Annotated in this window: 11 protein-coding genes; 1 reads left to right on the forward strand and 10 read right to left on the reverse strand. The window is 39.0% G+C overall.

Annotated features, from left to right (window positions below; translation table 11 throughout):
* The first annotated feature begins 31 nt into the window (after positions 1–31).
* Positions 32–1363, forward strand: a complete 1332-nt coding sequence (locus tag WKK05_RS14880) for a nitric oxide synthase oxygenase (RefSeq protein ID WP_341530403.1) — start codon at positions 32–34, stop codon at positions 1361–1363.
* Positions 1364–1810: 447 nt separating this feature from the next.
* Here the strand turns inward: WKK05_RS14880 and WKK05_RS14885 are convergent, their stop codons facing one another.
* The 10 genes from WKK05_RS14885 to WKK05_RS14930 form a co-directional block, all read right to left on the reverse strand.
* Positions 1811–2380 (reverse strand): PEP-CTERM sorting domain-containing protein, encoded by a 570-nt coding sequence (locus tag WKK05_RS14885; protein ID WP_341530404.1) that lies wholly within the window; start codon positions 2378–2380, stop codon positions 1811–1813.
* Positions 2381–3290: 910 nt separating this feature from the next.
* The gene (locus tag WKK05_RS14890) at positions 3291–4328 is read right to left on the reverse strand and encodes a methyltransferase (protein WP_341530405.1); all 1038 of its coding nucleotides are present in this window, start codon (positions 4326–4328) and stop codon (positions 3291–3293) included.
* Between the two features lie 14 nt (positions 4329–4342).
* Entirely contained in the window at positions 4343–5215 is an 873-nt protein-coding gene (locus WKK05_RS14895; protein WP_341530406.1) for an SDR family oxidoreductase, read from the reverse strand.
* Between the two features lie 25 nt (positions 5216–5240).
* A complete protein-coding gene (locus tag WKK05_RS14900; protein ID WP_341530407.1) occupies positions 5241–6608 on the reverse strand; it encodes an MATE family efflux transporter in 1368 nt (455 codons plus the stop codon).
* Positions 6609–6834: 226 nt separating this feature from the next.
* Positions 6835–8292: a cytochrome P450 gene (locus WKK05_RS14905; RefSeq protein ID WP_341530408.1), complete on the reverse strand. Its 1458-nt coding sequence runs from the start codon at positions 8290–8292 to the stop codon at positions 6835–6837.
* Positions 8293–8307: 15 nt separating this feature from the next.
* A complete protein-coding gene (locus WKK05_RS14910; protein ID WP_341530409.1) occupies positions 8308–9684 on the reverse strand; it encodes a cytochrome P450 in 1377 nt (458 codons plus the stop codon).
* A 53-nt stretch (positions 9685–9737) separates the two neighbouring features.
* Complete coding sequence (locus WKK05_RS14915; RefSeq protein WP_341530410.1) at positions 9738–13850, reverse strand: amino acid adenylation domain-containing protein; 4113 nt, start codon at positions 13848–13850, stop codon at positions 9738–9740.
* 32 nt (positions 13851–13882) lie between these two features.
* Complete coding sequence (locus WKK05_RS14920) at positions 13883–16969, reverse strand: beta-ketoacyl synthase N-terminal-like domain-containing protein (protein WP_341530411.1); 3087 nt, start codon at positions 16967–16969, stop codon at positions 13883–13885.
* A gap of 47 nt (positions 16970–17016) precedes the next feature.
* Positions 17017–18696: a pyridoxal-dependent aspartate 1-decarboxylase PanP gene (gene panP / locus WKK05_RS14925; protein ID WP_341530412.1), complete on the reverse strand. Its 1680-nt coding sequence runs from the start codon at positions 18694–18696 to the stop codon at positions 17017–17019.
* A gap of 75 nt (positions 18697–18771) precedes the next feature.
* On the reverse strand, positions 18772–24834 hold the full coding sequence (locus WKK05_RS14930) for an amino acid adenylation domain-containing protein (protein ID WP_341530413.1): 6063 nt from the start codon (positions 24832–24834) through the stop codon (positions 18772–18774).
* Between the last annotated feature and the right edge of the window lie 41 nt (positions 24835–24875).

The following is a 24875-nucleotide window of genomic DNA, read 5'->3' on the forward strand; positions in this document are numbered from 1 at the left end:
AGTTTATTGGGTAAAAGCACGGCAGGTTTGGATGGATTATCTTTCGCTCCACTTGTTCCAGGCACTAGAATTTCTGGTGAATTGCCTCAAAAGTGGCAGTAGCGATGAGATGTTGCGTGAACTGCGCTTCTTGGGGCAGGTACATGGTAGTGCCGATGTACCCACCTGCGCCTATCCGGCAATTACAGACTGCATGATTGCTTTGATGGAAAAGCATATCCCAGACTTTACACCAGAGTTGAGCCAGGGTTGGGCAACGTTGATGGAGCGAGTCATTAATGTGATTAAGCTGCCTAAGCTTAATGATGAACGATTACTTAAAAAAGCAAAACAATTTTTAGAGGTAATTGCATCTGAACAAGCTTGGGAACTAGAAGATAAGGAACGGCGATGGCAAGAAATTAAGGACGAAGTGAAAGCTACAAGCACTTATACTCACACTTACGAAGAATTGGCCTATGGGACACAGTTAGCTTGGCGTAATGCTTCCAAGTGTGTAGGGCGGATTGCCTGGAATAATATGGTAGTGCGCGATCGCCGTCACGTCACCGACCCAGATGAAATGTTCCGCGAACTGGGAGAACACGTCCGGTTTTGTCCACTTCTCCATCCTCAAAAGATTCAAATTACAGTTGGTGTGTTGCAAATTCAAACTGACACAGGTAAAGTGCGGCAAGGGCTTTGTTCTAACTACCTAGCGGGGCTAGAACCTGGCTCAAAAGTGCGGATTGGCGTTCGCACTTCTGGTTTCCGTCCTCCTGCTGATCCACAAGCACCAATGCTGATGGTGGGGCCTGGCACAGGAGTATCACCGCTAATTGCCTTCCTCCAATATCGTGAAGCTATACAGACCCAGGGGACACAGCTAGGAGATGCCTGCTTATACTTTGGCTGTCGCAATCATGATGACTTTCTCTATGGCGAACAACTGGGAAATTGGCAGAATCAAGGTGTGCTGACTAACCTAGAAGTTGCCTTTTCGCGCTTGACAGATAGAAAAGTCTATGTTCAGGGGCTAATGGCAGAAAAAGCTGAACAAATCTGGGATTTCTTGAATCATCCGCAATGTAATTACTACGTCTGTGGTGATGCCAAAATGGCTGATGACGTGTTTGAGGTGTTTTTAGTGATAGCTAAAACGGTTGGTGAACTCTCCCACATTGAAGCGGTAGAATTCTTTGAGCGAATGAAGAAAGAGAACCGTTTCCATGCAGATGTTTGGGGTGTACAATTACACTTCCAGCAAGTAATCAAGCAGGTACAAAAAGATAATTACTCAAAGGCCGAAAAATGGCTTAATAGAGTCAAGCAATCAACCAATGAGCAAGCAGCAATTGAGGAGTCGCAACCGTTGAGTGTCTAAATTTCTCAAGCTTATTTCGTAAACGCCTTTGTATAGCACAACACTAATCCCTCTCAAGAAACGCAAGCCCAGAGCGATGAACTACAAGAGTGGCAAAGGTATAGCGGGGTAGACTGGGAAACGGAAGAGCAGTTTTTATAGAAATGAGCTAGATTTGGATAGACAAATCTAGCTCTCTTCTGCCACTTTAGGAGAAACCAATCGCTGAAAGCCTTTCAGAACTTCAATTATGAGGTTTTACTTATAGATTTTAGTTGAAGAGTTAAGTGACGGCAAATGACAAGCTCGATGATTCCACGCAAATTGAAAATTAACAAGCCTATTCTGTATCTATGTTAACAACCCTCATATAGGCGTTAGAAATTTCCTGCATAAGGGTTGTATTGCTTGTGTATCTATGCAGTTAGCTTTTGCAATAGACCTGCTTCTCTGATGTTCATCTAAGCTTTACTTAGTAAGAGCTAGCTTTTTTCTCTTTAATGCAACACCAAAAGCACCCGCAGCCAAAGTACCTATAATTGTCATGGGCTCAGGGACAGGTGTACCATCAAAAGTCACATTAACTAGGGTCGGAGTCCTAGCATTCAAAGGATCATTGGTAAGGCTGACTGCACTGAAAAGGGCTGTTGCCCCAGCGCTAAATACTCCATCACTCAATGTTAGAGTTTTGCCATCAGCGGAAACCTCACTGCTGCTGAAAAAATCAAACGTGGAAGCGGCATCCCAGAAAGCATCTTGCCCAGGCAGAATGGTGTAAATAAACTTGGTGAAATTGTAAGTACTGTCGTTCTTAGCATACACAGAGGAGCTAGAACTTGGTGTATAAGAAAGGGTTGCCACATCACCGGGCTTAGACAGCCCAGCGTCGCTGCTTTCGCCAATTACAGGAGTTCCTAATGCAGGCGTTGCAAGCTTCGCATCCTGCCTAATTATTGTAAACGCCTGACTCTTGTCACTCATAAAGAGTATCGTTGCTAGAACTATCGCACCTATGGAAGCAAATTGTTGCAATTTCATCAGAATATCTTCCTATTTGTTGAGTTATGATTCAGAAGTATCTTGTCTGAAGACATATTTTGATTTCAAACCACATTATTGAGTGTTAAGGTTAAGGTTTAAGTATTTATCCTTAGATGTTGATATTTCTTTATAAAAATAACTTGATTATGAAATTTTGATGATCTACATTTTCTCATGAACCTCTTTTCTCCTTAGAACCTGGCAAGAAACAATTTCTACAATTTTCTATCTATAAAGGTTACTGAGAAAGCATTTCTCACCCAAAAAAGTAAGATTGCTTCGTTACAAGCTCTTACTCAATAAATAATTAAAGTTACTCTTTTTTCTGTTCAGTGAGGTTACTGCAACCATCTTTCTCTAACAAACACCAATATATTGACCACGCTCTTTTTTGGTAAATCACATTCACCATCTACACATTATTTTCTTTCCAATGTGTTCTATCCATCACAATGGTTAATTGTGACCCCAGTTTAAAATGTTGGTTAATTAGGGCTTCAATAATTGGAAACCATAACAATACTACACTCAAGGCATTCAGTGTTAAAAATCTTTGTAAATACCGTCTACGACTGTTTTGTTGTATTGGTAATGGTAGTGTCGCTGCCAGTCAATAATCTTCACTTGTTTTTGATGAGAGTAGTAACCACACCAACATCTTTAGGGTGATTAACTGTGCTTTATTCAGGTATTTTTCTAAAAAGTTTTGGTAGAATGATGCCAGCATTATAATGACGGTTTTAGTCAAATTACGAGACCGTTCTTTTTTACCACAAAACTGATTTCCATAGACTGGTCTACTACCCTCATACAGTTCATTCTCAATAAGCAGCCGATTTTTTCAGGGGGTCTGTACCTCCAAAACCTTTATCTGGCTTGGTTTTGTGATGATTGTCGCCCCTTGAACCTACAGAGTTTTAACTGCCTCAATAATGCTAACCTCTGATTCAGTTGGGATAATTTTAGTAATTTTGAACCCTGCGGTTTTAAATAGCTCTTGAAATTCCTCTTCAGTACGAATACGTCCACCAGGACACATTGTTAACATATTGACGTCTATAAATTTACTGCCATAAAACTCGTTTCCTGGAGGAATTACAAAGTCTATTACCAATAATCGACTTTGCGTTTTCATAACTTGATAACAGCGTTGAAGAATAGCTAGCGATCGCTCATCATCCCAGTCTTGAATAATATGCTTGAGAATATAAGCATCTCCTCCCGTGGGAATAGCGTCAAAGAAACTTCCCCCAATAAATTCGCAGCGATCGCTTACGGCTAAATCCCAAGAATTTTTAGCTCGCTCAATCACATCTGGTCGGTCAAATAGCATCCCTGTCATACTAGGGTAAGCTTGGAGAATGATAGCCAGTAAGCGGCCTTTACCACCACCAATATCAACCAACTTACCAATGGAAGAAAAATCATAAGCCTCTAAAACCAAGGAATTTGTCTCTTCTGACTCTGCCATCGCTCGATCAAAAATTTCACCTTGGCTAGGATTTTGGTCATTATACTGAAACAAATCCATGCCATACAAACGCTCAAAGGCACTTTCTCCAGTCTGCAAACTGTACATTAAATCTCCCCAAGCTTTGTAATAATGCTCCTCACCCCGCAAAATTGCCATTGCCCGAACCGAGTCAGGGGCGTTGCTTTGCAAACAATCTGCTAGTGGAGTTAGCACAAAATAACGCGGCTTAATCTCTGCAAAAATGCCAACGCTCGCCAAGGCTCGCAATATGCGATAAAGTGCATCGCTGTGGCTATTGGTGACAGTCGCCAAAGCGTCGCAGTGCTGAGGGCCGTCCTTAAGTATATCTGCAATACCAAGTTTAGCCACTACGTAAACACATCGAGACATCCAGTAGGCGTGTATCCATTCCATTGCAGACATTTGAAATGGTGTATTGCTAGGTGCATATATAGATTCTGATACAGTCATGACTAACCTCGTTATTAATTTTTTAATTCCAAGTCTTGGAGTTGAATTGCATCACAAACCCTGTCTGGAAGAATCTTCGCCAACATCAAGAGCAAATTTAAAATCACTTTTTCCTTAGATACGAAATAGCGAGTTTTAGGTTTATTAGCTTCTAAAGCTTTCTGAATCACATTTGCAACTTCTTCCGGTGCTATTCCCATCCGATTTGACTTGATTAACTGCTCTAAAGAAAACTTGTAAATATCACCGTACATAGCTCTAGCTATAGGTGACATATTGGCTAGTTTTTTTTGCAAACTTGCTTCTACTTTGTCTGGCGCTGCGGAAGCGATTGAGCCAGGCTCAACCAAAATCACTTCAATTCCCCAAGGATGTAATTCCATTCTTAAAGAATCAGTCAGTGCTTCTAAGGCAAACTTGGAAGCGCACAATGCTGAGAAAAACGGTGAAGAAATTTTGCCAGAAACAGAGCCAATATTAATAATCCGTCCTTTGGCTTGGCGGATCATTGGTAAAAAAGCTTGGGTAACAGCTACCTGTCCAATTACATTGACTTCAAATTGCCATCTTAGCTCATCTATTGCCAGATATTCCAATGGCCCATCTACTAATATTCCGGCATTATTTACTAATCCAAGTAATCCTTTTTCTCCAATGGTTGATAAGACAATTTCTGTGGCAGATTTAATCTGTTCTATTTTGGTTACATCGAGAATAATTGGTGTTAAATTAACTGATGAATTTAGCTTAATTAATTCAGCATCTCTTTCTTTACGAACTCCTGCAAATACTTGATAACCTTGCTTATCTAACAAGAGTGCAGTTGCTCGGCCCACTCCTGTAGATGCTCCTGTAATTACTACAGCACCTTCTTTTTTTTGATTCATTTATTTTTCTAATGTTGAATTTTACTTATACTAATCGGATTTCATTACCAAGTTTTTTAAACTCTAGCCAAGTGATTAATAAAGAAATTAAAACTACCAAAATATCTGAAAATAACATTCCATAATACACACCCCTAACACCTAAATATGCTGATAATATCAATACAAATGGAATAAGAAAAAAGAGAGTTTTCGCTAAAATCAATAGACCTGCTGCCTTACCATTACCAATGGATTGAAATAAAGTGACGCTACAAAAACCTAAAGGCAAAATTAGTAGTAGTGAGTTAATAATTTGAAAGTTCACTAAATCATCATTACTAAAGTTTACTGATGGTAATAATATACCTAAAAATGTTGCTGGCAATAAGTGTAAAGGCAACCAAATTAATCCTAAAAATAATGTTCCACCAATTCCAAAAGTGAAAAATGCTTGCTTGAGTCTGGAATAGTTTTTTGCTCCATAATTCATGCCAATTATTGGCTGTAAAGCTTGCACAAAACCTTCTATAGGAATAAATGCCAAAGCATATATTCTCAGCGTTGCACCAGCAACGGCAATATCGTGATCAGTTCCATATTGAGCAATAGATTTAAAAATTACAGATTGTTCTACTAAGCTAATTATTTCCATTAATAGGGCGGTTAATCCTACCGATAGAATTGCTGGCACTAAGTCTATTGCTAGAGTCAATTTTTGAATGGAAACAGGAATTGAACTTTTAGTTGAGAGAAAATAAATAGCATTCAAAATACTATAAACTAACATAGCAATTACTGTTGCAAGTGCTACTCCTCGAATGCCCCAGTTAAAAACACTAATAAATATCGGATTTAAAATAGCGTTAACAATCACAAAGATTCCGGCAAAAATCATAGACAACCGGATTTTACCTTCTGCTTTAATCAACTGACTAGAAGCTACAGCTAAGATATAAAACACTGATCCAAGACTATAAATTTGAAAATATTCTGCACCAGAGGCTGCTACTTCACCCTCTCCTCCCATGAATGCAATTAATGATTCACTACCAAAGTAGCCTAAGATGGTGATAAAAAAGGCAATAATCACACTCATGATTACTAAAGTACCAAAAATTCTGGACTTAGTTTTGACATCTTCTGCTCCCATCGCTCGGCTGAGAACTGAGGCAGAACCCACTCCTACCAAATGAGCGCAACCAACTACAATAGAAGTAAGTGGTAGTGCTAAAGAGATGGCTGCTAACGCAGTTTCACCAATCAGTTGTCCAGCAAATAAGACATCTAAAAAAGTATTAAAACCAATCAATAGCATTCCTAAAATACCGGGGATAGTGAATTTCACCATCAATTGAATTAGATTACTATTTAGTATTTCATGAGCAATTTTTGATTGCGGTTCGGTAGTCATATTAGCTGCTAATTTGTGACTTAGTATGCAAGTCTTGGTAGTTGAAGCTTTTTTGAATTACAAAAGTATAAAGTATTTGTAATTTGTATAATTGCATAAAATTTGGATTAAAACCCATCTTTAGATGCTCAATTTACAGCAGACTTCAGAAGTCAAAATTAAAAAGTCTTTATATCTAGATTTTAAATTCAGATATTACACTGCCTTTTCTTACAAACTGCTGTAATTAACAACGAATTCCCTGTTGTTGCTGTTCTTGATGTTGTTTAATTTCGCACAACATCATCTTTAATCTGCTAGCTGGAGGATAGTTTGCACCTTGTGGCTGGGGTTTTTCTGATTGTGTATTGGTCAACGCTAATTGATAGTGTGAAAGAATAGTTGCCAATACTAGTTTCATTTCAAAGAAAGCCAAAGCTTCCCCAGGACAACGACGAGCGCCGCCACCAAAAGGCAGAAATTCGTAGGGAGAATATTGTTTTTTTAAAAAACGTTCTGGTTGGAATTGTTGTGGCTCCGGGTATAAATATTTATTGTGATGTGTTAAATAGATACAGCCGATGATGACTGTTCCAGGACTCAAGTTATAGCCCATCAGCTCAGTTGGTAATTCTACTCTCCTGGGAAATGTTACCACTTGAGTTGGATAAATCCGCAAGATTTCATTACATACAGCATTGAGGTAAGGGAGTTCGGCAATGCTCATTGGGTCGGGAAAATCACCCAAGCTTTTGATTTCTTTGAGTAATTGTTCGCGGACTGTGGGTAGGCGGTGAACCCAGTACAATGCCCAAGTTATTGCAGTTGCAGAAGCATCCCGACCACCGAATAATAATGAAGGAAATAAATCGCGTACTTCTTCATTTGTCAACAATTCACCCGTTTCGTTGCGGGCAAATATTAACTCGGAGAGGACATCATTAGCAGAAGAGTTTGGTTGCTGGTGGCGATCGCCCGTATGCGCCCCTGTCCGAACTTCGTTCGGACAGCCCCCACTCCCTAAAAGAGAGTCAGGCGCAGGACGCGCTTTGCGATCGCTAATTTCGGCGTAAAGTAGCTCGTCAAATTGTCGCCACAGATAAAGAAAGTAACCCCACGGACTCCACCGCCCTAAATCTTGTTGCAAGAAGGGAAAGGATAAGGGTATTTCCACAAAGGGTGATCGCGCATAATTCATTAAATTAGCAAGCAATTGCCTAAATTTCTCGTAGCGATCGCCTTCATGTAAGCCGAATAAAGTATTTATAATTACCTCAAGGGTAATTTTTTGCATGGTTGGGTAGGCTAAAAAAGATTTGCCAATGGGCAGCTGACTCATGACTTTTTCTGTCAAGTCACAAATTTCTTGTCCGTAGGCTCGTATCTTAGTACCGTGCAAGGGAGGCATCAGGAGTTTGCGCCGATATCTATGGCGTAAACCATCGAGCAGAAGTAATCCGTTTTTCCCCACTAATGGCGCTGCTTCTTCGTTCAATTTTCCAGAGGCGATAATTTCTGTTGTATTGGTAAAAATCTGCTTCATTCCTTGAGAATTACCCACAAATACCAGGGGTGTAGAATCAGACATGATAGTGAAAATGTCACCATAACGTTGGTTCATTTTATCTAGAAAATTAAGGGGATCGGCTGCAAATTGCATTCTCAGCAACCAAGCGGGGAGTTTTGGGCCTTGAGGTAGATTCATAGTGGGTTATATTTTTTAAACGCAGAGGGGCGCAGAGGTTTCCGCAGAGGGTCGCGGAGTTTTTGCAGAGATACGCATTTTGACACCGCTAGCTGGATAACACATGAGACCTTCAAATTTAGGTTGCTCTGGTTGTTTTTTAACTAGTGTTAATTGATAGTTTGAGAGAATAGTTGCTAATAGTAGTTTCATTTCAAATACGGCTAAGGCTGCGCCAATACAGGTACGAGCGCCGCCACCAAAGGGGAAAAATTCGTAGGGTGAGTATTGTTTTTCGAGAAAACGTTCTGGTTGGAATTGTTTGGGTTGTGAGTATAAATCTTGACGCTGATGCGTGAGATAAATACAGCCCATGAGTAGAGTTCCTGGACTCAAGGCATAGCCCATAAGTTCAGTTGGTGATTCTACTCGACGGGGAAAGGTGAATAATTGAGTTGGGTAAATCCGCAGAGCTTCGTTACAAACAGCACTGAGATAAGGAAGTTGGGCAATGCTCATGGGGTCAGGAGAGTCACCAAGGCTAGCAAGTTCTTGGAGCAATTGTTCACGAACTTGAGGTAGGTGATGAACCCAGTACAATAACCAAGTGATTGCAACGCCAGAAGCATCTTGAGCAGCGAATAAGGGTGAGAGTAACAGGTCACGTACTTCTTCATCTGTCATGAGTTCACCCATCTCATCACGAGCAAATATTAACTCGGATAGGATATCTGTGCGGGAAGTGTCTGCTTGTTGGCGACGTTCTTGAACTTCGGCGTAGAGCAGTTGAAAAATCTCCTGACGGAGGTGCATGAGGTATCCCCACGGACTCCATCTTCCTAAATCCCGTTGCAGAAATGGGAAAATGGAGGTAATCTGCATGATGGGCGATCGCATACTCTTAAGTATGTTAGGAAGTAGGTGCTTGAGTTTTTCGTAGCGTTCTCCCTCACGTAAGCCCAGCACAACTTCCATGCTTACTTGTAAGGTAATTTCTTCAATGGTGGGATAGGCTATGAAGGTTTTTCTTCCCAAATGTTGATCCATGACCTTCTTTGTCAGGTCGCAAATTAGCTTTCCTTGGGCTTGCATTTTAATACCGTGAAAAGCTGGCATAATCAGTTTACGTCGATGTTTGTGACGTAAGCCATCGAGCTGTAGTAAGCCTTGGTTTCCGGTGATTAATGCCATTTCTTCGTTTAATTCACCAGGAGAATTAATCTCTTTTGTATTGGTAAAAATCTGTTTAATTGCTTGGGGATTGCTAAGAAATACTATTGGTGTAGAACCAAATTTTATGATAAAAATATCGCCATATTGTTTGGCTATAGCATCGAGATGATTTAGAGGATCATTGGCTATTTTAATAATGTTTAGCCAGAGAGGAATATAATTTACTTCAGGTATTTTCATTTTGAAATTTTACGCAGAGGCGCAAAGAGGATAAGAAGTTGTTGAGGAATGATTTAGAATTTTTGAGCATGAATGAGAGATTTTTTTAATTTATTGGCTAGTTCTTGGACATAAGGTTCACTAAAGATAGAAAAATGATTACCAGGAATCTCTATCATATTGATGGGTTGTTGAGAACATTTACCCCAACCTAATAAAGGATCATCTGTATGGAACTCTTGACTTTCAAAGTCGTGGGCAATTATATCGCTGGCTTTCAATAATGTAATTTGATGAGGATAAATCTGGGGAGTATAATTACGCATGGCTTGGATATGCGCTTTAAATAGCTTGTAACTTTGCAGATGTTGTTCCATTTCTGCATCGCTAATTTTGAGATTCGCTTTGCTAAATAATAGATGGAATTGCTCATCTATTGGTAAATCTCGCAGTTCAGTATATGAAACTGCAAATTCTATGCCAAACCAGTTTTTTATAGCTTCAGCCAGACGCAGGACTAATTTAGCATCATCATCTTTGGTTGGCTGGATGATAGTTTTTGGCAATATTGCGTCAATTACCACCAGTAAATCAACGGTTTCATTTTGTTTTTGTAGTTGTTGTGCTATTTCAAAGGCAATTACACCACCGTAACACCAACCTCCTAAAAGGTAAGGCCCTTTGGGTTGTACAGTACGAATTTCTTTGAGGTAGTAAGTTGCTGTTTCTTCTACAGAAAGAGTATGGAATTCTTGCCGATGAGGGGGTTGTTCTAGAGCATAAAATGGTTGTTCTCTACCTAATTTACTGGCTAAAATTAAATAGTTGTTAACATCTCCCCCAGCTGCGTGTACGCAGAAGAAGGGAAGATAGGAACCGGAAGATTGAATTGCTACTAATAGGGAATTTGAACTTAAACTTACTGGTTGGCTAACAATTTTTGCGAGTTTTTCAATTGTTGTATTCTCAAAAAGGGTAGATAGGGCAAGGTTATGTCCAAATAGCTCGTAAATTTGTGCCATTAAGCGCACAGCTAAAAAGGAATGCCCTCCTAATTCAAAAAAGTTATCTGTAATTCCAATGGGGCTTGTGTTGAAAAGTTGTTCCCAGATTCTTACTAAGGCTAATTCTGTAAAAGTCGTAGCCTCAACAAAAGATTTATTGAATTTGGGACGAATTACATCATGAGTTGAAAGTGCTTGCTTGTCTATTTTACCATTTGGTGTAAGCGGTATTTCATCCAATAATACAAAAGCAGATGGAATCATGAAATTTAATAATTTCTGCTGCAAGTATTCTTGTAACTGTGGAATTATATCTTTTTCTTGTGTGGCTACATAAGCAATTAAAGTTTTATCCCCTTGAGCATCATTATGAGCGATAACAACAGAATTTTGCACAGATGGATGTTGAGCGATCGCTGCTGCAATTTCTCCCAACTCTACACGAAAGCCACGAATTTTTATTTGGTCATCATGGCGACCGAAATATTCTAGTTGACCGTTGTTACGATAGCGTACTAAATCACCAGTTTTGTAAAGTCTATCTGATTGATCCAATTCATCCTTCACACTTCTGATTTCAGGCTTTTTAAAGGGGTTATCAATAAATCTTTCTTGAGTCAGTTGTGGACGATGCAAATAACTCTTGGCTAATCCATCGCCGCCAATATATAATTCTCCAACTACGCCAATGGGAGCAAGTTGCAAATGATCATCCAAGACATAAACTTGTGTATTGTCTATGGGGTAACCTATGGGAACTGTTGGAGTTTTCTCACTTAATAAACTTGTGTCGTAATAAGTTACATTAGCTGAGACTTCCGAGGAACCATAAAGGTTAATTAATTTTGCATTTGGTAACAACTGTTGAAAACTATTTACTAAATCGATAGATAATACTTCTCCACTAGCAATCCAAAGTTTAAGATGGGACAAATTTTGAGTGATGTGTCCGTAATTATCTAGAAGTAGCCGCAGTAATGAGGGGACAAGCACAAGGCGTGAAACTTGGTATTCAGCCAGAGTTTCGAGTAAAAGTTGGGGGTCTTTGGCGATCGCATCGGGGATAATAATGGTGGGAATTTGCTGCAATAAGGGGACAAAAATTTCCCATACTGAGTCTACGAAACTAATGGCTGTTTTCTGGCAACAAACTTCCCCTGGCGCAAACGGATGGGTTTTCCATAGCCAGTGTAAGCCGTTAACTGTACCACGATGAGTCCCTAGAACACCTTTAGGAATTCCGGTTGAACCGGAGGTGTAGATCACATAAGCTAGATGATTCGCGCTAGATGTACTGAGAGGATTTTCGTGACTTTCTTGTTGGATAATTTCCCAATCAGTATCTAAAGCGATCGCTTTTACTTTTCCCAAACGATTAATTAATGATGTGTGACTAATCATCAATGACACTTGAGAATCAACCAGCATAAACTGAAGGCGTTCAACTGGATAATTAGGGTCTAGTGGTAAATAAGCACCGCCAGCTTTCAAAATCGCTAGAATCGCTACTATCATATCTACAGAACGTTCTAGACAAATAGCTACAATAGTTTCGGTAGTTACTCCCAACTTTTTTAAATAATGAGCAAGCTGATTTACTTTTTGGTTGAGTTGTTGATAAGTTAGCTGTTCTGATTGACTAATTAATGCTAAAGCATCGGGAAATCTGTTAACTTGCTGCTCAAATAAGTGATGTAAAGATGCATCATAAGGATAATCGGCATTAGTGTTATTCCACTTTACTAATAATTGCTCTTGTTCTTTGGTTGTTAATAATGGTAATTTTGATATGTTTTGCTCAGGATTTACAACAATACTTTCTAGTAAAGTTTGAAAATTCTCAATAAATCTTTGAATTGTGATTGCATCAAATAAATCTGTATTGTATTCCCAAAATCCACTTAGCTCCTGTTCCGATTCGGAGATTGATACAGAAATATCAAATTCAGATGTACCGTGATCAATCTCTAAACTACGCAGAGTTAAGCCAGAAACTTCTTCAACAAAATCCGGTGCATTTTGGAGGATAAACATTACCTGAAACAGAGGATTACGGCTTAAATCTCGCTCAGGTTGCAATTCTTCGACTAATTTTTCAAAAGGTAAATCCTGATGTGCGTAAGCATTGAGAGTTACTTCTCGCACCCGACCTAAAAGTTCTCTAAAAGTAGGATTACCACTTAGGTTATTACGCAATACTAAATTGTTTACAAATAAACCAAGTAAACCTTCTAATTCAGCACGGTTACGATTAGCAATAGAAGAACCTACTAAAATATCTTTTTGTGCTGTGTAGCGATAAAGTAATGTATTAAATGCTGCCAGCAAAGTCATAAATAAGGTACATCTTTCTTGCTGGCTCAACTCATTTAATGCTTTTGTCAATTCTTGAGATAAAGTAAAGTATTGTTTTGCACCTTTAAAACTAGCAATAGCAGAACGTGGATAATCTGTAGGTAACTGAAGTATAGGAAGCTGACCGGCTAATTGCTGCTTCCAGTAATTAAGTTGAGTGTTAAGTAGTTCTCCTTTGAGGCGATCGCGTTGCCAAATAGCAAAGTCTGCATACTGAATCGGGAGTTTTGGGAGGGGAGAAGGTTTACCCGCACAAAAAGCAGTGTACAGCGTTGCTAATTCTTGTGCGAACACACCCATAGACCATCCATCTGTGATTATATGATGTATGGTTAAAAGTAATATGTGTTCTGCCTCACTCAAGCGCAATAAAGTTGCTCTTACTAATGGCGCATTAGCTAAATTGAAAGGTTTTTGTGCTTCTTTTATAGCTATTCGTTTAATTTCTTTTTGCCAATCTTTATCTGATAAAAGCTCAACATTAATTACAGCTAGCTCCCAAGTTAATTGAGATAAAACTATCTGTGTCGGCTGTTCACCTCCTGCCACAAAAATGGTACGCCATGCTTCGTGTCGTTTGAGAATTTCGTTGAGGCTTTGCTGAAGTGCCGTTACATTTAGTAATCCTTTTAAATGCAAAGCACTAGAGACATGATAGAAAGAACTGCCGTGATAAAGTTGGTCAATAAACCATAGTCTTTGTTGAGAAAAGGACAAATATACAGGCTGATAGTCTTGGCGCTGAGGAATAGTTTCGGTTTTAAATTTACCTAGCTTCCATTTTTCAAAAAGGGCTTTTTTACCAGGTGATAAGGTAGAGTTATCCATAATAAATAATTATTAAACCAGAGTAGAGGTACTTACGTTGTTAAAATACTTTGAACTTCATCTTCAGATAATTCTGCAATTTTTTCTAGTAAGAGTTCTTCAATCATTTCTGCTTGCTTAGCGACAGTTAAGGCTTGTAGTAAAAGTTCGCGGAGTCGTAATTCTACAGGAAAATTTGCTTGTAGCCGAGAAGCAAGTTGAGTTGCAATCAAAGAGTCTCCCCCTAATTCCAAGAAGTTATCGTAAATCCCAACTTGTTGAATTCCTAAAACTTCTTGCCAAATTTTGGCAATGAGTTCTTCCAATTCATTAATAGGAGCAACGTAGGAATTAACAATACTTGGTCTAGAATAATGCGTAGTTGCTTCTTGTACATCTATTGTTTTTAAACTCGCAGAGTTAGAAAAATCTTGATTTTCTTTGCTTGATAATAATGATGGAATTTTTGCCTCGATCCAATAACGTTGGCGCTCAAAAGGATAAGTAGGTAAAGGAACACGATGAGGTTGCGCTTGACTGTAAAATTCCGACCAATCTATGTCTATTCCTGCTATCCATAGCTGACCTAATGTATTTAATATAAAAGAAAAATCCGTTTGTTGTTCTTTGATATGGTGTAGAGAAGTTAATACCAATTGTTTTGTATCAGTTGGTAAATGTTGCCTTGTTAAAGCGCTTAATGTCCGACCTGGGCCAACTTCTATAAAAATTCCTTCTGACTGTTTTAATAACTCAGATATTCCATCCGAAAATCTGACACAAGAGCGTAGATGTTGACTCCAGTAATATGGATTTGTAGCTTCATCAGGTTTAATCCAAGTACCAGTAAGGTTAGAAATGAAAGGTATTTTGGGCAGCTTAGGGTTAGCTTTTTTAACTTGTTCAGTGAAGGCTACCAAAATAGGCTCCATCATTTGAGAATGGAAAGCATGAGATGTATGCAGAAGGCGGCAATCTATATTTTTAGAAGCTAAATAGTTTTGTAGCGCCTCTACAACTTCTGTTTTCCCAGAAACGACGCAAGCAGATGGGCTATTAATTGCAGCCAGAGAAAGCTCTTTACCTAAAAAGGGTTGTACTTCTGTTTCTGGTAATGAAACCGCCAGCATACTTCCCACACGCTGTTGTTGCATCATTTGCCCTCTAGTTGCAACCAAAGCCAAGGCATCTTCTAAACAAAACACACCAGCTAAAGTAGCAGCCACATACTCACCAATGCTATGCCCAATCATGGCAGTGGGAGGCACTCCCCAAGAGACCCATAACTTGGCTATGGCATACTCAATCACAAATAATGCAGGTTGAGCAATGGCTGTTTGTTGCAGTTGTGCTGAGGCTGTTTGTGTTTGTTGTTCATTGGGATAAATTAACTGACGTAAATCTAATCCCAAGTGGGGTTTAAGAATGTCTGCACAGATATCTACTTGCTCTTGAAATACTGGCTCAACTCCGTACAATTCTCGCGCCATATTTACATACTGTGCGCCCTGCCCAGAAAACATAAAAATAACTGGGCGATTACTAGACTTTTGGTAATAAGTGAAAACGCGTTGTGGATCTAAGATTATTAATGCCTTGAGTGCATCTTCAATATCACGACAAACAACCATACGGCGATACTCAAAAGTCCGCCGCCCAATACTGAGGGTATAAGCAACATCAGCTAAATCCAGTTCAGGATGCTGTTGTAAATGTGTAACAAGATTAATTGTTGCTTGCTCAAGTGCCTTCTGATTTTTAGCCGACAAACACAACAGATAATCTCTTCTCTGCACCCCTGCGCCCTTGCACTCCTGCATCCTTAAATTCGTGGCTTCTTCTAAAATCACATGAGCATTAGTTCCGCCAATACCAAAAGAACTGACTCCAGCCCGACGCGGTGTCCCATTAGTTTGCCATTCTGAGAGTGTTGTGTTGACGTAGAAGGGACTGTTAGCAAAATCTATTTGGGGATTGGGAGTTTTAAAGTGTAAGTTGGCAGGTATTTGTTTATGTTTCAAGGCTTGAACGGTTTTGATTAAACCAGCCACACCCGCGGATGTATTGAGGTGTCCAATATTGGTCTTTGCAGAAGCGATCGCACAAAAGCCTTTTTTATCAGTACTAGCACGAAAAGCCTGTGTGAGAGCGGCAATTTCTATCGGATCTCCTAAAGAAGTTCCTGTACCATGAGTTTCGACATAAGAAATAGTTTCAGGGTCAACATCAGCTAATGCTAGTGCTTCTAAAATTACTGCTCTTTGCCCGTCTACACTAGGCGCTGTATAACCAACTTTTAGAGAACCATCATTATTAATTGCTGAACTCTTAATTACTGCATGAATATAATCGCGATCGGTTAAAGCATCTTCTAATCGCTTCAGGACTACCACACCCATACCGTTACTGAAAATAGTACCACTAGCGTTGGCATCAAAGGCTCGACAGTGACCATCAACCGCCAAAATTCCCCCTTCTTCATAGTAATAACCAGCTTTTTGTGGCAAATGTATAGACACACCACCAGCCAGAGCAATATCACTTTCGCCATTTAGCAAACTTTGACAGGCAAAATGAACAGCAACTAATGATGTAGAACAAGCAGTTTGAACATTAACGCTTGGGCCTTTTAGATTTAACTTGTAAGAAATTTGTGTGGGTAAATGGTCTTTATCATTACCAATAAACATTTGGAATGAGTCGACTGATTTTAGCGAATCCCAATGAGGATAAAAGTTGGAAAATAAATTATTCAATAAGTAAGAACTTAAAGCAGCACCAGCAAAAATGCCAATTTGACCAGGATAAGTTTCAGAATTGTAGCCAGAATTTTCTAATGCTTCATAAACACATTCTATAAATAGACGGTGTTGCGGATCGATTAATTCTGCTTCTTTGGGAGTAAAGCCGAAAAAATTAGCATCAAATAACTCTATATCTTCTAATACACCACACGCTTTTACATAACTGGCGTCATTCAGTACTGTTGGTTTAATTCCTGCTGATAGTAGTTCTTCATCATTGAAAAAAGTAATTGATTCTACACTATCTCGCAAATTTTGCCAAAAAATATCAATATTGTTTGCGCCGGGAAAACGACCAGCCATACCAATTATTGCTATTTCATCCGACATACCCATAATATTTTACCTTCTGAATTCTGCATAACTGCTATATAAAGCAACCATTACTGCAATTGAAAAATATTCTCTATATCTGCTAAATCTGATATGCAAATCTCTGATGCAATCTGCATTTGGTCGTTTAATACTGTATCAATATCATCTTTGGTAGTCAATGGATTAGCCAGCACTGCACGCAAGGCAATAATAGGAATTTCTTTACCAAAACACTCAGTTGTTTTTGTCGTTCTTGAAATAAAAGTCCTTCCAGCTTGACGCTGCATTTTTTGCAGGCGTTGATTAAATTTACTGATCAGTAAATTGTCTATTTCTGTCAATTTTTGTTTAACAGTAGCTTCTCTTAATGACTCTGGGATATAGCGATATACTATCAAGTTTGTATCAGGCTCTGCTAACAATTCAAACTCAGACGTAGCACAAATTTGAGCAGCCATATATTGAGTTTTCCTGATACCTTCATCAATTAAAAATTCATATCCCTTACTACCAATTAAATTCAGTCCAGCATGCAAAAATAATGCCATACCGGGACGAGAACCTTCCAAAGCGCGTTTACCTAAATCGAATGATCCCTTACGCATGGTATAACTGGCTTGTTTTTCAATGGATTGTGCCATTTGTGGTTCACTTAGAAATAGCATACCAATGCCCATTGGTAGATAAAGTTGTTTATGTCCATCAATAGTGACTGAATTAGCTTGTTCGATACCTGCAAGTTTATGTCGATGTTGTTGAGAAAAAACCAGCGGCCCTCCCCAAGCAGCATCTACGTGAAAATTAACATTAGCTTCGTGGGCGATTTCTGCAATATCTAACAGCGAATCTACTCCACCAGAATCTGTAGTGCCAGCAATGCCAATAATCGCTAGTATACACAAGTTTTGTTCACGAGATTTGGCCACAGCTTGACGTAGTGATCGCACTTTCACTCGGTTGTTACTATCAACCGGAACTTTAATCAAACTACGATTACCAATACCTAACAAATCTGCTGCTTTATCAAAAGAAAAATGCATTAACTCAGAGCCAATTATTACGGCTCCTTTATAGCCATAGAAATTTAATGCTGCTGTTAAACCTTCTTTTTCTACTCCCAAAAAATCATCTTTAGCACCTAAAACAGCATTACGAGCGCACCACATAGCGGCAATATTTGCTGTTGTCCCACCAGATGTCAAAATTCCCAGTGTACTTTGACTATTTTGAATATGTTGATTGTAAAAACTATCAGCAAAGTTGTAAATTTGGCGATGCATCATTGCCAAAGCTTGACGTTCGTAAAAACTCAAAGCTTTGGCAGTCTCGATTTTCACCGAGTTTTGGTTCATCGCTGTCATTAATTTAGCTAGCGGTCGCATGAAACAGGGCAGCGCTGAGGTCATGTGACCAATAAATCGGGGAGCAGAAGTATGTATTGAATGAGCAATTACATAATTATTTAAGTATTCTAAATAGTTTTCTATATTAGCAGGCTTACCTGGAATTTTGCTATCACAAAACTGCTCTGCTAATGAATCTAAATCAATCTTACTATTAGCATCTTGAATGCTTAAAAACGTGTCAGAAAAACTATCAATCAAATCATTTATATTTGCTTCTATAGAATTTGATTGATTAGATATGTCAAATAATTGCATTACTTGTTTTTCAATTTCATAATGCAATGCTTCCTCAGTCTCAATAAAGTAACTGGGCTTTGACGTTTCTGGTTTGCTTAATGTCATCTTGATATTACCTTAAATATTTTGCACTCCACCAACAAGCAGAACTAATTACCTCAATGGCGCTTCCAAATTCTCTTACTTATCCTCTTCGTGCAGATGCACGCCACTTTCCTCAGCAGGGGGAACTACCGTATGAATAAGGCTCGAATCTGTGTGAGATTTTCGATACTGTTGCCTAACTTCTTTTCTTCGCTGTAGAGATGCCGACCTACTTTCAAATTCACGAGTAGTTTTTAGCGCAAATAATTGTGAACTCGACTCTTGACTCAAAAACTTGGCTAAATGGCTAATAGTGGGATATTGAAACATCTCAACTAAAGAAAAATCTTGTTGAAATTTTTGCTGTAATTTACTATGAACTTGAATCAAAAGTAATGAATGACCACCAAGTTCAAAGAAATTATCATGTATGCCTACTTCATCAATCCGTAGGACTTCTTGCCAAATATTGGCAATGGTTTGCTCAGCCTCAGTTTGAGGAAGTTGTAATTGTTGTTTTAGTTCAGGACGCACGCCTTGTGGTGAAGGAAGTGCCTGATAGTTGACTTTACCATTAGGCAGTAGTGGTAATCTTTCTAAGATCACAAAGGCTGATGGAACCATAAATTCTGGTAAGGTTTCTTTCAGCAGATGATGCAATTCGCTAATAGTTATTACTTGTTGGGAATTAGCAACAACATATCCCACTAACTGCTGGTTAAGTTCAGCTTCTCTAATTACAACAACAGCCTCTCGTACTTTAGGATTTTGGTTTAAGACTGCTGTAATTTCTCCTAGTTCAATGCGGAAACCCCGCAGCTTGACTTGGTGATCAACGCGTCCGAGAAATTCTAAGTTACCATTCCTACGATAACGCGCTAAATCTCCTGTTTTATAAAACCTTTTATCATGAAAGTGCTGAGTATAGCTTTCTCCTCTGCCTTCTGCCTTCAAGAGAAATCTTTCTTGAGTCATTTCTGCTTGATTCAGATAACCTCTGGCTAATCCTGCACCGCTGACATATAGTTCACCAGCTACGCCGATAGGAACAGGTTGGAGGTGTTGATCTAACACATGGATTTGTGTGTTGGCGATCGCCCGACCAATCAACACCTTCTCAGGAAGTTGCTCTGTAGGAGTTACACTGTAGTAAGTAACGTCAGCAGATGCTTCTGAAGAACCGTAGAGATTCAAAAAGGTGCTATCAGGTAGTGTCTGCCGGAATTTGTGTAACAAGTCAATGGTGAGAGCTTCGCCGCTAGTTACCCAAAACTTCAATGTTGGTAGTCTTTCTTGCAAGTCCCCACTGATGTCTAACAAGACACGCAACAATGAGGGAACAAGTACAAGCCGGGTGACATGATGTTTAGCAAGTACTTCTACAAATTGGTGTGGATCTTTGACAATGCGATCGCCTACAATTACTGTCTTTACTCCTTGCAGTAATGGCCCAAAAATCTCCCAAACTGAGTCTACAAAGTTTAAAGATGTTTTTTGGCAACAAACTTCCCCCTCTGTAAACGGATAAGTCTGCCACATCCAATGAAAACGATTGACAGCACCTCGATGTAACCCCAAAACTCCTTTCGGTTTGCCAGTAGAACCAGAGGTGTAGATAACATAAGCAAGATTGTCAGATTTAGTCTCACTTACAGGATTCTCTTGACTAGCTTGAGTAATCTTATTCCAATCAGTATCTACGCAGACAACTGTCATTTTGTCAAACTTATTAACAAATGACGAATGACAAATGACAAATGACACTCCTGCATCCGCCAACATAAAAGCTAACCGCTGTTGTGGATATGCTGGGTCTAATGGTACATATGCGCCACCAGCCTTGAGAATTCCCAAAAGCCCGATTATCATATCCAGGGAACGTTCTACACATATTCCCACCAGTACCTCTGTCCCTACACCCAGCTTTTGCAAATAATGCGCCAGTTGATTCGCACGCTGGTTTAACTCCCTGTAAGTTAACTTTTCTTCTCCACAAACTACAGCCACAGCATCGGGTGTGCGTTCTACTTGCGCTGCAAATAACTGATGAATGCCCTGTGTTTGTGGATACTCAGTTTGAGTATCATTCCATTTTGCTAACTGCGTCTTCTCAGTTTCAGTTAACAATGGTAGCTCCCAAAGTTGCTGCTGGGAATCTGCAATAATTCCCGATAACAATGTCTGCAAATGCTCTGCCATTCGCTGTATGGTATCAGTCTCAAACAAGTCAGTACTGTACTCAAAAGTCCCCACAAGACCTGAAGCTGTATCTTCCATAAACAAAGTCAAATCAAACTTAGCCGTGGCGCTGTCGTTTTCCAGCAGGCTCAAGTTCAAACCTGACAACTCTATTTCTGACATTGGTGCATTTTGCAGCACAAACATTACTTGGAATAAGGGTGCATAACTCAAGGAACGCTGTGGTTGCAATTCTTCCACCAGCACATCAAAGGGTAAATCCTGGTGAGAATACGCTCCTAAAGCTACCTCACGCACTCGACTCAATAATTCCTCAAAGGTGGGATTGCCTTCAAGCTTAGTTCGCAACACTAAAGTATTGACAAAAAAGCCAATTAGACCTTCTATTTCAGCGCGATTGCGGTTAGCGATGGGAGAACCCACAACAATATCTTCGCTACCTGTATAACGATATAGCAGCGTTTTAAAAGCCGCCAACAGCGTCATAAACAAGGTACATCCCTGTTCCTGGCTTAAACTTTTAAGTGCAGCAGTTTGTTCTGGAGAAATTTCAAAAGCATAGTTAGCACCCCGGAAGGACTGAACAGCAGGCCTTGTATGGTCGGTGGGTAACTCTAGTAATGCAGATGCGCCCTCCAAATGTTGCCGCCAGTAAGCAAGTTGAGACTCTAGAACTTTTTCCACCAACCACTGTCTTTGCCAAGCTGCAAAGTCTGCATATTGAATTTGTAGTTCTGGTAAATTAGGAAGTTGCCCGGTACAGAAAGCTTGATAAAGTTTGGAAAGTTCTTGGACAAATACACCTATTGACCAACCATCAGAGGCAATATGATGCAAAGTCAATAGCACCACATATTCTTGTTCACCAAGGCGCAGTAACTTCGCCCGTATCATCAAGTCAGTCTGGAGGTTGAAGGGTTGTTGCGCCTCTATCTGTGATACTTGTTCAACTTTCGCTGCTTGTAAATCAGCAGATAAATCACTCAAATCAACCACTGGCAGCAAAAGTGTTGCCTCTGATGAAATGATTTGTATGGGTCTGCCGCTAATTGTCTTGAAAGTGGTGCGTAAGACTTCATGACGACGGACAATTTCGTTGAGGCTTTGCTGTAGCGCCTGTTCGTTAAGTTGACCTTGTAAGCGAAAGGCCGCAGATAGATTATTGAAGGGGCTATCTGGTTGTAGCTGAGTAAGGAACCACAAACGTTGTTGAGCAAAAGACAAGTTTAATTCCTCATCTCTAGAAATGCGCTCAATAGCAGGAGCTTCTAAACCTATGCCTGTCTTGATAGCTTTCTCAATTACTGTTGCTAATCCCCCTACTGTTGGCTGCTCAAACAATCGACGCAAAGGCAATTCAACCTCAAAAAGCTGGCGCACTTTAGAAATGACGCGAGTAGCCAGCAGGGAATGACCTCCCAATTCAAAGAAGTTGTCATGAATACCTACTTTCTCAAGACCAAGAACTTCCGTCCAAATTCCCGTCAGCATCTCTTGAATAGGAGTGGAAGCAGCAACAAAAGTACTGTCTTTTTGAAGTTGTGTAAAGTCAGGTGCAGGTAAGGCGCGACGTTCTATTTTACCACTGGGAGCTAATGGTAAATCTTCTAGCAACATGAAAGCTGATGGCATCATGTGCTGCGGCAACCTTTGTTTGAGCATCTGGCGTAGTTCTGACACTAAATCTTCTGGCGAATGCTGACTTTCAGTTTGAGGAACTAGATAAGCTACCAAACGTTTTTCACCAGTATTATCCCGGACGATAACCACAGTTTCCCGTACAGATGAATGCTGACGCAGCAGTGCTTCAATTTCTTCAAGTTCCACCCGAAAACCGCGAATCTTGACTTGGTTATCTATGCGTCCGAGAAACTCAATATTGCCATCAGGTAGCCATCTACCTAAATCTCCAGTTTTATAAATTAAATCTGGATTACCTTCTGGTGATTTTTTTGTAGGATTAGAAAAGGGATTAGAAACAAAACTAAGTTTTGTTTTATCTGGATTTTTCCAATAGCCATCTCCTACGCCAATTCCTGATACACATATCTCTCCCGGAAATCCTATTGGTACTAATTGCATTTCTCGGTCGAGAATATAGATATTTAAGTTAGTTAATGGCTGACCAATAGAAACAGTTTTTTGATTCTCTGGTAAAGGTTTGTCAATGATAAACTGGGTGATATCGTCCGCAGCTTCTGTTGGCCCGTAAGCATCAGCTATCCTAATTGAGGGATACAAACTCAACCATTGATTTATCCGCTTTACCGATACTGGTTCGCCAACTACCATCATCCACTTTAAATCTGGTAAATGTCTTTGATTGTTTGGTAATTGGGAAATATAATCTATTAATCCTCCAAATACTGCTGGGACTAATTCAACAACAGTGATTCTGTTTTCTTGTAAAACTTTAAATAACTTTTCAGGAATAAACCCCGATTCCGTATCTACTATAACTGTCTTACCGCCAATGAGAAGAGGAGCTAAAAATTGCCAGACGGAAATATCAGTAGAAGAAGGTGCGCTTTGCAGAAAGCAAAAATCTGCTGTTAACTCCAGTTCATCGAATTGAGCATATATATGGTTAATAGCACCGTCATGCCTGACTATTGCACCTTTCGGTAATCCAGTTGAACCAGATGTATACAGCATATAAGCTGGAGCTATTCCGGTGTTGCTTGCTGCTAAATTACTCTTTGGTAAATGATCAAAATCATGTTGATTGTATATATTGATTTCATTGATTTTAGATTTACTTTGTGAAGCATCTAAACAGACTAATGATTGCAAATGTAGATTATTCTCTTCTAAGCCTTTAAAAATATCTAAACAGTCAGAGTCTGTCAAAATTATTTTGACTTCACTGTTAGATACCATATATTTAATTCTATCAGGTGGATACTGGCTATCAATCGGCACATAGGCTCCACTAGCCTTATGTATAGCTAGTATCCCTATCAAAAAATTGATATCCCGCTCTTTGAGAATTCCGACGATTTCTCCTTTTTTAATTCCTAAATCCTGTAAAAATCTAGCAAGTTGATTGGATTTTTCATTTAATTCTTGATATGTTAGATGACTATTTTCACATTCAACTGCAATCCTGTTAGGTGTTTCTTTTACTTGCTTTTCAAATAGTTGATCAATCGTCTGAGTGATAGGGTATTGTTTTGTCTTATTATTAAATTTTTCTAATAGCTGGTACTGATCATCTGATTTCAAAAAAGAGATATCTCTAATCTTAGTTTTAAAATTGTTAACAACACACTCAAGAACATTCAAATAGTATTTGACAAAAGATTTAATAGTATCTTCTTTAAAAAGACTTTCATTATAATCTATTCTGCCAAGTATAAGATTATCAACTGTATTAAATGCAAATGTCAAATCGTTAGTGATATCTGCAAAATTATGTTGTTTGTGAATATTTTCTAACAAAATAACAATGTCACAGAATAAGTGGCGATTCTGATTACTGGGTAAATTTAAGAGTTTAGCTAATTCCTCGACAGAATAATTTTGGTGGCTATATGCGTCTATTGTTATTTCTTTAATTTGAAGAAGTAAATCTTTAAAAGTTAGCTTATCCTCGACACTAATACGTAAGGGTATGATTTTATTTAAAGTTGCATCCATACTTTCTAATTGATAAGCAGGAGAACCAATAATATTATCAGTATTCCCAGTATATTTATGAATTAATATACTGAATGTAGACAATAAAATTAAATATATTGATAAATAAGAATTGTTGCTAAGTTTGATAATAGCTTCCGATAAATCATTCGACATCTGGAAATTAAGTGATTTATTTTTCCCAGTATAAATTATCGGCCTAACATAGTCTGTAATCAAGTTTGTTTCTGGTAACTCACCAGATAACTGATTCAATAAATAAATTTTTTGAGCAAATAATTCTTCGGCATCCAGCGTATATCTATTTTGAATTTTAAGCATTATTTCTTACCTTGCAGAAAATTATTTTATGAGATATTTGA

This window comes from Nostoc sp. UHCC 0302, assembly GCF_038096175.1.
In the GTDB taxonomy this organism is placed as follows: domain Bacteria; phylum Cyanobacteriota; class Cyanobacteriia; order Cyanobacteriales; family Nostocaceae; genus UHCC-0302.

Bases quoted from the DNA above. Each gene is read 5' to 3' on its own strand.
- WKK05_RS14880 (WP_341530403.1), top strand. From the start codon at position 32: ATGGATTATCTTTCGCTCCACTTGTTCCAGGCACTAGAATTTCTGGTG.
- WKK05_RS14885 (WP_341530404.1), bottom strand. From the start codon at position 2,380: ATGAAATTGCAACAATTTGCTTCCATAGGTGCGATAGTTCTAGCAACG.
- WKK05_RS14890 (WP_341530405.1), bottom strand. From the start codon at position 4,328: ATGACTGTATCAGAATCTATATATGCACCTAGCAATACACCATTTCAA.
- WKK05_RS14895 (WP_341530406.1), bottom strand. From the start codon at position 5,215: ATGAATCAAAAAAAAGAAGGTGCTGTAGTAATTACAGGAGCATCTACA.
- WKK05_RS14900 (WP_341530407.1), bottom strand. From the start codon at position 6,608: ATGACTACCGAACCGCAATCAAAAATTGCTCATGAAATACTAAATAGT.
- WKK05_RS14905 (WP_341530408.1), bottom strand. From the start codon at position 8,292: ATGAATCTACCTCAAGGCCCAAAACTCCCCGCTTGGTTGCTGAGAATG.
- WKK05_RS14910 (WP_341530409.1), bottom strand. From the start codon at position 9,684: ATGAAAATACCTGAAGTAAATTATATTCCTCTCTGGCTAAACATTATT.
- WKK05_RS14915 (WP_341530410.1), bottom strand. From the start codon at position 13,850: ATGGATAACTCTACCTTATCACCTGGTAAAAAAGCCCTTTTTGAAAAA.
- WKK05_RS14920 (WP_341530411.1), bottom strand. From the start codon at position 16,969: ATGGGTATGTCGGATGAAATAGCAATAATTGGTATGGCTGGTCGTTTT.
- panP (WP_341530412.1), bottom strand. From the start codon at position 18,696: ATGACATTAAGCAAACCAGAAACGTCAAAGCCCAGTTACTTTATTGAG.
- WKK05_RS14930 (WP_341530413.1), bottom strand. From the start codon at position 24,834: ATGCTTAAAATTCAAAATAGATATACGCTGGATGCCGAAGAATTATTT.